The sequence below is a fragment of the Streptomyces sp. NRRL S-495 genome, assembly GCF_000966955.1.
Lineage (GTDB): Bacteria > Actinomycetota > Actinomycetes > Streptomycetales > Streptomycetaceae > Kitasatospora > Kitasatospora purpeofusca.
The window spans coordinates 1-8,433 of record NZ_JZWY01000126.1; the positions used below are offsets into that span (position 1 = coordinate 1).

Genomic DNA, 8,433 nt, shown 5'->3' on the forward strand with positions numbered 1-8,433 from the left:
GCGCCGGGCCGAGGCCCTCGCCGCCACCGAGGCGGACGTGGTGCTGGTCGACGGCGTGCGCAGCGAGGAGTGGATCCGGAAGATCCGCCGGGTGGTCGGCGACAAGCCGCTCCTGTTCAACCAGATCGCCGGCGGCAAGTCGCCCCGGCTGTCGCTCTCCGAGCTGGGCACGCTCGGGGTGGACGTGGCCATCTACAGCACCCCGTGCCTGTTCGCCGCCCACCGGGCGATGGACGAGGCACTCGCCGGCCTCAAGATCGCGGACGGCCGGCTGCCGGGGGCCGCCAGCCGATCGGCGTCCGCGAGTCGACCGAGCTGCTGGAGCGGAACATCGCCCGCGTCCGGACGCGTGAGGAGGTGGGCGTGTGACGCTCCGGGTTCCCGGTCCGGCCGTGCCCGCCCGGGCGGGGGTGTCGCGCCGGGGCCGCCACCGGGTGCTGGCCGTCGGGCTGGCACTGGCGGCCTGGGCCCTGCTCGGCTGCGCCGTCCCGGGGGTGGCCGTCGGGGCGGGCAGTCTCCTCACCGTGATCGACAACTCCGGGGCGGACTCGATCGTCGAGATCGACCGGACGGCCGACCTGCTTGTCGGGCACGGGTCCGCCGGCAGTGACCACGACGGCTCGACCTCGGTGCTGCCCGGCCTGCTGGACCTCACCGGAAGCACCGCCGCTCCCCCGGCGGCGGAGGAGGACGAGGGGGACGAGGAATGACCACGGTCGGTCAGCACCGGGCGCCGCCCCCGCCGGAGGCGCCGCGCCCTCCGCCGAGCACCGGCGAACGGCGGCGGCCGTGGTGGCGGGTGTTCGACCCCTACGTGGCCGCACTGGCGGGGGCGGTGGCCCTGGCCGCGCTGCTCCCCGTCTCCGGGCGGGCGGCGCACTGGGCCGAGCTGGTCTGCGAGTTCGCGGTGGGGCTGCTCTTCTTCCTGTACGGGGCGCGGCTGTCCACCCGGGAGACGGTCGCCGGGCTGCGGCACCTGCGGCTGCACGGCCTGGTCCTGGCCTGTACCTTCGTCCTGTTCCCCGTCCTCGGCCTCGCCGTGACGGCGGTGGCCCCGGTCGCGGGCACCGGGCCGCTGCGGACCGGCGTGCTGTTCCTCTGCCTGGTGCCGTCCACCGTCCAGTCCTCGGTGGCACTGACCGGTGTCGCCCGGGGGAACGTCCCGGCCGCGATCTGCGCCGGCACCTACTCCAGCCTGGCGGGCCTGCTGCTGACGCCGCTCCTCGCGGCCTGGCTGCTGGGAGCGGGCGCGGCCCTCTCCGCCGACGGACTGCTGCGGATCTGCGCCCAGTTGCTCGCGCCGTTCGTGGCGGGGCAGCTGCTGCGCCCCTGGATCGGCGACTTCCTGGGCCGCCACCGCCGGGCGCTCGCCCCGGTCGACCGGGGATCGATCCTGCTGGTCGTCTACACCGCGTTCAGCGGCGCGGTCGAGCACGGCGTGTGGGCCACCGTCACACCAACCGCGCTGCTCGGACTGCTGGCGGTCCTGCTGTTCCTGCTGGCGGCCGCGCTGGCCGCCGCCCGGCTCGGCGCGCGGGTGCTGGGCCTGGATCGCGCCTCCGGAATCGCGGCGGTGCTCTGCGGCTCGCAGAAGAGCCTGGCCGCCGGGCTGCCGATGGCCACCGTCCTCTTCGGCCCCCAGGCGGGTCTGCTGGTGCTGCCGCTGATGATGTACCACCAGTTGCAGCTCGTGGCCGGCGCACTCCTGGCCGGGCGCTGGTCCCGGGCCGCGGACGGGGAACTGGCGCCCGCCGGTCCGGCCGCCGAGGGACGATCTGAGGTCAAAACTAATATGACAAAGGCATATTGACGTTCCGTCAGGAGAACTGAAGACTGGCACCAACCTGGCGCGGCATCATCCCCGGCGCCGCCGCCCGGGTGTTCGGCTCGTACATGTCACTTCTTCACAGCCCCGCCACCGGGAGCATCGGGCTCCCCGGGCGGCCGGTCCAAGGAAGCAGCCATGAGCAACGACACCCGCCCCTTCATCCGACGCGCCGCCCTCGGCGCCTGTGCGGCGGCCCTGGCCGCCCTGGTGCTGCCGAGCACCACCGCGCAGGCGGCCACCGCACACCCGGCCGTCACCCTGGCCAAGCCGGGCAGCGGCACAACCGTCCTGACCCTCACCGTCCCCAGCACCCGCGAGGGGGCTGCGCCGCTGACAATCGACTGCACCGTGACCCCGTCAACGCCCTTCCGCTACTACGGAGGCCCGTACGGCGGAGGGGAGGAGGGCCTGGCGAGCGTCAGCTGCTCGGCCCCCGTCTACAAGATCCAGCTCGATGTGGCGCTCTACTACAACGGCGCCCAGGTCACCTACAACTCCAACACCGTGTACAACGCGCTGAGTGCGAGCGCCGACACGGAGTACCCGCTGAAGCAGGGCTCGTACCAGACCGGCGCACGGGCGACCATCACAACCGTCTTCGGCGGCAGCTCGGTGACCAGCCCCATCTACGGAAGCGCGAGCGTCACCCTGCCGTGAGCCCGGATCCGACCTCCTCCACGCCGCCGCGCCGCTGACCGAGCGCCGGCCCGCAACCTCGCAGGGCGCAACCAGGGCCCATGACGGCAGCCGTCGGTGGAGACCCCACCGGCGGCTGCCGTCCGGCCCACCGTCACCGTGAGCAGCGACGCGGGCGGAGCCTCCGGGTCCGGTCCGCCACCGACCGGGAGGCGCCCACCGCCGAACCCGCCCGGGGTCAGGGGATGTAGTAGGGGCGGTGGTGGGCGGCCACCGGGGCGGACTGGTAGGTCCAGGCGCCGGCGGCGGGCGCGTCGCCGACCAGGCGGGCGAGGTCGGCGACGGCTTCCCGTGCGGGCCCGCCCGAACCGGGCTCGCTGGAGCCTCCTTCACCCGGGCCGCCTTCGCCCGAGCCGGTCCTGTCCGGGCCGCGCTCGCCGAGGGTGAGCCGGACCCGGTCGGCGGTGCGGGCGTCCAGCGGGTGGAAGCGGTAGGGCTGGTGGACGGTGAGCGGGCCGGCCAGCAGTCGGCCCTCCTCGTCGGTGCCGTAGCCGGTGACGGGGGTGTTGACGACCGGTTCGCTGTCCAGGCCGGCCAGGTCCGCCTCTACGGCGAACAGCTCCTCCTCGTGCCGGCGCAGCCCGTCCGGGCCGAGCGTGGCCCGGTGGCAGGCGACCGACCAACGGTCGTGCACGGCCGCCGCGTTCAGGGAGGGCAGGACAGCGGTGAACCAGCCGGGGTGCTTGGGCTCGGCGTAGAGCCGGGTGCCGGCGTCGATGGCGAGCGGGTTGTCGCAGAGCACATGGAGGCGGGCGATACCGAGCAGCCTGGTCTGGTCGTGGCCCCGGGCGTACTGGCCGTAGTCGACGGCTGGCAGGCGGTCGGCGGCGGACCGGGGGTGGGCGATGACGTTGATCTCCACCTCCTCGGTGATCCCGCCGCCGGTCGGGTACTGGGCGAAGTACAGCTGGTAGTTGAGCGAGACGCAGGCCCGGCCGCCGAAGTCGGCGGCGGCCAGCGCCGGGTGACGTTCGGCGAGCAGTTCCTGGACCGGTCCTGGGTCGACCAGATAGTCCACGCCGATGTTGTGCAGGGCGCCGTAGTGGAAGGGGAGGTAGTACGGCTCCGGCACGGGTGGCAGTGGCAGACCGGTCATGAGGGCTCCCTGGACGGGGTGGGCGAGGAGGCGGGCACGCGGGCAGGCGAGGACGGACGCGGCGCGGTGAGCCTCGCCGGGCCGCGCAGGACCGTCAGGTCGTGGTGGGCGCGGTCGGCGCTGCGCAGGGCGAGGGCGGCCATGGTGAGCGAGGGGTTGGAGGTGCCGAGGGAGGGCATGGAGCCGCAGCCGACGGCGTAGAGGTTGGGGTGGTCCCAGCAGCGCTGCCACTGGTCGACCACGGAGGTGCCCGGCGAGTCGCCCATGATGTGGGTGCCGCCGCCGTGGCCGGCGCCCCGGTAGCCGTACGGCCGGCCCTCGTGTTCGAGCCGCCCGGGCCAGTCGGGGCCGGCCTCGTAGCGGGTGTGGTCCTCGGCGCCGAGCAGGGCGAACAGTTGGTCGGAGACGGCCCGGGCGGAGGCCATGCCCTGCCGGACGTATCCGGAGAGGTCGTAGTGGAGGGCCGGTCGCGGCAGGCCGAGGCGGTCCGGCCGGCTGTGGTCGAGGGTGACCCGGTTGGCCGGGTCGGCCGGCTGCTCCAGTTCGAACTGGAGCGAGAACTGACGGCCGAGCCGGTCCCCGAGGCGCTCGCGCAGGTCCTTGCCGCGCACTCCGGTACGCAGCAGGGCCCCGGTCTCGACCTGGGGCGGGCGACCGGCCCAGGACCAGCCCCAGTTGCCGATCTCGATCCGGAACGGCGCCCGCCGGGCCCGGGGCCGGCCGAAGCGGAAGGCTTCCAGTCCGCTGGTGGAGCCCGGTCCCCGGTAGGGCCCGGTCGGCTCCGGCAGCAGGCCCCAGGTGAGCAGGGCCGGATGGTCCATCAGATTGCGGCCGACCTGGTCGCTGCGGTTGGCGAGGCCGGAGAGGAGCAGCAGCCGGGCGTTCTCGATCGCGTGGGCGGCGAGCACGACCAGGTCGGCGTGGGCACGGTGGGTGGTGCCGTCCGCGTGGTACTCGACGCCGGTGGCGCGGCCGGTGCCGTCGACCAGGACCCGACTCACCACGGCAGCGGTGCGCAGCCGGACGCCGGGTGCCCAGCGGGCCTGGGTACGCAACGGGGTGTACTTGGCGCCGCTGGGGCAGGCCGGGACGCAGGAGGCCGCGCCCTGGCAGAGCGGCCCGGTCGGGTGCTCCGGCCCGGTGGGCCGGCCGTTGCGGGCGTGCGGGGTGGTGCTGACGGCGAGTCGGGCGTCCTCCTCGGCGGCCGGGTCGCGGACGGTCCGGCCGTCGAGGGCACGGGCGAGGGTCCGGTCCAGGTGGGTGGCGGGGATGGCGCGCATCGGGAAGGCGTAGTCGGCGGGGATGGGCAGTCCGACGGCGCGGCGCTGCTGGTCGGCGTCGGCGGCGACGCCGAGTTCGTGTTCGGCCTGCCGGTAGTACGGTTCGAGGTCCTGGTAGCCGATGGGCCAGTTGCGGCCGTGGCCGAGGTCGGCGGTGCGGAAGTCCTCGGGGTGCATGCGCGGGGTGAGTCCGGTCCAGAGCAGGCCGGTGCCGCCGTTGGCCCGCAGGTAGCCGCTCGCATAGGGCAGCGGGCCGTGCTGGAGGAGGTATCCGGTGGCGGCGAACCCGCCGTCGGGCAGGCCGGTCAGGTCGTCGACGTCCGGGGACGGGGCGTCGGCGTTGCGGGGGTAGGGCGAGGTGGGGGTGCCGCCGCCGGCCGCCAGGTACGCGGTGGCGGTGGTGACGGCGTCGGGGACGTCGTGGCCCGCTTCGAGGACGAGCACGCGGTGGCCGTGGCCGCCCAGGCGGTGGGCCACCAGCGAGCCGGCGAAGCCCGCGCCGACCACGATCACGTCCCAGTGCCGCTGGGCGTCCTGGCGGGGCCCGTCCTGCCGGTGGACGTCCGACCGGTGGGCGCCCTGGCGCGGCGAGACGTCCCGGGTCATCGGCCGGCCCCGTCCTGCGGGGCCTCGGCCCAGCTGCCGTGTCCGGGGGCGGTGCTGCCGGGGGCGGCGCCGTGGAAGGTGCGCCACATCAGGCCCCGGTCGTGGGCCCGGGGCGAGGCGGGCGGCTCGTCCGGCCAGGCGCCGACGTACCAGAGGTGGACCAGGGCGTGCTCGTCGCGGACCCGGTGGGCGAGCAGGGTGCGGTGGTGCTCGTGGGCCATGCCGGTGTCGCGCAGTTCGCTCTCGTCGAAGCCGGTGAGCTCGGCGGAGAAGCGGAGGAAGTCGGCGAAGTCGGTCAGCTCCAGGAGGTCGCCCGACGCGGGGAAGCCGTACGCCGCCCGGTCCGGCTCGTCGGCCTCGGCCCCGGGGTCGAGCCCCTCGGCCACCGGTCCCGAGAGGCGGTGATGGTAATCGTCGAACCCTGGCAAGCCGGCACCCCCATGGTGAGCAGGTCGCTTCACATCGCGTCGAGTCGCGTCAACATCACGTCCCGGACATGACAGCCGAGAGGACGCTCCGCATCCGACGGCCGATCGGGCGAACTCCCGATCGTCCCGGAACCGATGCTGCCCCGTTGCCGGCCCCCGGAGAACCTTCGACCACAATCGATCGATCACGACTGCTTCGCCATGGTTTCGCTGTCGCATAGCGATCGATTACTTATCGGATCGACTGCCTGAATGACCGGCGCCGACCGGTCGGGCGCCGTCGCCCGGGTGGCGCAACGCAGCGCGCGGGCCGGCCGGACGGCTGCGATCTTCGGAGCACGCGCGGGTCCGCCGCGCGCCCCGGTGTCGAGCCCTGGAGGCCCCGATGTGGCAGGCTCCCCCCGCCGCCGCCCCGTACCCGACCGAATGGCTGCCCACGCTCGACCTGCCCGCCCCCGGACCGCAGAACCGACTGACCGTGCTGTTCCGGCTCCTGCTGCTGATCCCGCAGTTCATCGTGCTCTGGGTGCTGTCGGTGGTGGCGTTCGTGGTCACGGTCATCGGCTGGTTCGGCGCGCTCGTCCTCGGCCGGCTCCCGGTCTTCGCCGCCGACTACCTCTGCGCGTACGTGCCGTACGAGACCCGGGTGAACGCGTACCTGCTGATGACGACGGGCAGCTATCCGCCGTTCGCCTTCCGCGTCCCCGAGTACCCCGTGCAGGTCGGCCTCAGGCCCGGGGAGCTGAACCGGCTCGCGGTGCTGTTCCGGATCGTGCTGGTCATCCCGGCCGCCGTGGTGCAGGGGCTGCTCTACGCGGGCTGGTGGGTGGTCGGCTGGATCAGCTGGCTGGTGGTACTCGTCCTCGGGCGGATGCCGCAGCCCCTGTTCGAGGCGAGCGCGGCGGTGCTGCGCTACCGGATGCGGTACACGGCCTACCTGGTGATGCTCACCTCGGCCTACCCGAAGCGGCTCTTCGGCGACGAGCCCGGCTCGGAGCCCGAGGGGCCGGTGTCGGCGACCCGGCCGCTGGTCATGAGCGGCGCGGGCCGGGGGCTGCTGGTGCTCTTCCTGGTGCTCGGCCTGGCCTCCGGGGTGACCAGCTCGGTCACGACGACCGTGACCGGGGACGACGACGACGAAGTCAAGAACGTCACCGGCCCGCTGCTCCCCGGTCCCCTGCTGCCGGGACCCTCCTCCCGCTGACGGCACGACCGTCCGGCGCAGGAGAAGCAGGAACAAGCAAGGAACAAGAGGAACAAGAAGGACCGAGCAGGAACAGCCAGGAACGGGAAAGGCCACGGCGGCGGGGATTGCCCCCGCCGCCGTGGCCCGTCCCGGTCCCCGTCCGCACTGCCCACCGGACGGGGCGGCCGTCAGAAGGTCAGGTTCCAGGCGTCGACGGTGCCGACGTCGCCCGAGGCGCCGTCCTTGACCCGCAGCTTCCACGTCCCGTCGGCCGGGCTCGCGGAGGCGTTGACGGTGTAGGTCTTGGCGACGTTGTCGGCGCTGTCGCTGTCGGTGAAGTCCTCCAGCAGGTAGACCGTGCCGTTCGGCGCGACCAGGGAGAGGACGAGGTCACCGCGGTAGGTGTGCTTGATGTCCACGCCGACCTTGAGCGCGGTGGGGGCGTTGCCGCCGACCCCGGTCACGGCCAGCGGGCTGTCCACCGTCGCGTTGTCGGTGATCGCCACGTCGGTCAGGGTCTCGAAGTACTTGCCGGTGGGCGGGGTGCCGCCGCCGACCGCCTTGAGCGCGTCGACCTGGCCCTCGCCGAAGAAGGCGTTGTTGGCGGTGGTGCCGGTGCAACGGCTGTCGGACGGGCAGGCCACGTCGTTGGCCTGGGTGGCCAGTCGGGCGCGGATGTCGGCCGGGGTGAACGTCGGGTTGGCGCTCGCGATCAGCGCCGCGACACCGGTCACGTGCGGGGAGGCCATCGAGGTGCCGCTCTTGGTGCCGTACTTGCCGCCGGGCAGGGTGGAGTACACGCCGGTGGCGCCGTCACCGCCGGGCGCGGCGACGTCGATGACGCCCCGGCCGAAGTTCGAGTACGAGGCCTTGCCGGTGCCGCTGGCCATGGCCGAGACGGTCACCACGCCGGGCAGCTCGGTCGGGATGTCGATGCAGGCGTTGGTGATGGTCCGGGTGACCTTGGTGGAGTCGTTGGGGCTGTCGCTGTCGGTGGTCTTGTTGGCCAGGTCGTAGTTGGAGTTGCCGGCCGCGGCGACCTGGAGCGAGCCCTTGCCCTCGGCGTAGGCCTGGGCCCGGCGGACGCCCTCGATGATGGCCGCCTGGTCCAGGTTGTCCGGGCAGTTGAACTGCCACGGGTCGGTGTAGTAGCTGTTGTTGGTCACCTTGAAGCCGTGGTCGCCGGCCCACACGAAGCCGCAGACGGTGTTCTCGGCGAAGAACAGGGTGCTGGTCGGCTCGGCGATCCGGACCGAGGCGATCTTGACGCCGGGGGCCACGCCGATGACGCCCTTGCCGTTCTTGGCGGCGGC

The 8,433-nt window shown here is 73.6% G+C and carries 8 protein-coding genes and 1 pseudogene; 5 read left to right on the forward strand and 4 right to left on the reverse strand.

The window, feature by feature from the left end; genetic code table 11:
• From VR45_RS48435 to VR45_RS09225, 4 genes and pseudogenes are all read left to right on the forward strand, one after another.
• Positions 1-369: pseudogene (locus VR45_RS48435) on the forward strand (carboxyvinyl-carboxyphosphonate phosphorylmutase); the annotation flags it as partial.
• Entirely contained in the window at positions 366-710 is a 345-nt protein-coding gene (locus VR45_RS48440; RefSeq protein WP_045939188.1) for a hypothetical protein, read from the forward strand. The pseudogene VR45_RS48435 and the gene VR45_RS48440, both read left to right, overlap by 4 nt.
• Positions 707-1,810, forward strand: coding sequence for a bile acid:sodium symporter family protein (locus VR45_RS09220; protein WP_078896356.1), 1,104 nt, complete (start codon positions 707-709; stop codon positions 1,808-1,810). The genes VR45_RS48440 and VR45_RS09220 overlap by 4 nt, the downstream gene beginning before the upstream one ends.
• Before the next feature lie 153 nt (positions 1,811-1,963).
• Positions 1,964-2,485, forward strand: coding sequence for a hypothetical protein (locus tag VR45_RS09225; RefSeq protein WP_045939189.1), 522 nt, complete (start codon positions 1,964-1,966; stop codon positions 2,483-2,485).
• 217 nt (positions 2,486-2,702) lie between these two features.
• Here VR45_RS09225 and VR45_RS09230 read toward each other — a convergent pair whose 3' ends face one another.
• The 3 genes from VR45_RS09230 to VR45_RS09240 are packed head-to-tail and all read right to left on the reverse strand — an operon-like array spanning position 2,703 to position 5,892.
• The gene (locus VR45_RS09230) at positions 2,703-3,620 is read right to left on the reverse strand and encodes a hypothetical protein (RefSeq protein WP_045939190.1); all 918 of its coding nucleotides are present in this window, start codon (positions 3,618-3,620) and stop codon (positions 2,703-2,705) included.
• On the reverse strand, positions 3,617-5,506 hold the full coding sequence (locus VR45_RS09235) for a GMC family oxidoreductase (RefSeq protein ID WP_078896357.1): 1,890 nt from the start codon (positions 5,504-5,506) through the stop codon (positions 3,617-3,619). The genes VR45_RS09230 and VR45_RS09235 overlap by 4 nt, the downstream gene beginning before the upstream one ends.
• Positions 5,503-5,892 carry a hypothetical protein gene (locus tag VR45_RS09240; RefSeq protein WP_045939191.1) on the reverse strand — a complete coding sequence of 130 codons (390 nt, stop codon included), beginning with the start codon at positions 5,890-5,892 and terminating at the stop codon, positions 5,503-5,505. The genes VR45_RS09235 and VR45_RS09240 overlap by 4 nt, the downstream gene beginning before the upstream one ends.
• Before the next feature lie 427 nt (positions 5,893-6,319).
• Between VR45_RS09240 and VR45_RS09245 the strand changes: the two genes are divergently transcribed.
• Complete coding sequence (locus VR45_RS09245) at positions 6,320-7,138, forward strand: DUF4389 domain-containing protein (RefSeq protein WP_045939192.1); 819 nt, start codon at positions 6,320-6,322, stop codon at positions 7,136-7,138.
• A gap of 170 nt (positions 7,139-7,308) precedes the next feature.
• On the opposite strand, the gene VR45_RS09250 is transcribed toward VR45_RS09245, so the two are convergent.
• Positions 7,309-8,433 (reverse strand): S8 family serine peptidase (locus tag VR45_RS09250; protein WP_045939193.1); only part of this gene is annotated, 1,125 nt, incomplete at its 5' end.